Here is a 278-nt window from a genome sequence, read left to right on the forward strand (position 1 = left end):
TCACAATATGAAAAAAATGGGACTGATGATCTTACTGACAGGGGTCATCTTGACGATAGGAGCTTGTGGCGCAAACACAGGGAGCACGCAGCAACAAGAAACCAGCAGTAGTCAAGTGGCAAAGACGGTCACCATCACGGATGCCAATGGTCAGCTGGAGGTACCAAAAAATCCCCAAAAAGTAGTGGTATTCGACAATAGTGCCCTTGATACGATGAATCAACTGGGACTAGGCGAGCGAGTGGTGGGGGCAGCCACCAGTAATTTGCCTGGCTTTT

At 48.9% G+C, this 278-nt stretch carries 1 pseudogene; it reads left to right on the forward strand.

The features are described 5' to 3' along the window. Window positions 1-16: 16 nt before the first annotated feature. A pseudogene (locus Q5762_RS38100) lies at window positions 17-278 on the forward strand (hypothetical protein); the annotation flags it as partial.

The sequence above is a fragment of the Streptomyces sp. P9(2023) genome (genome assembly GCF_032436795.1).
Taxonomy (GTDB): domain Bacteria; phylum Actinomycetota; class Actinomycetes; order Streptomycetales; family Streptomycetaceae; genus Streptomyces.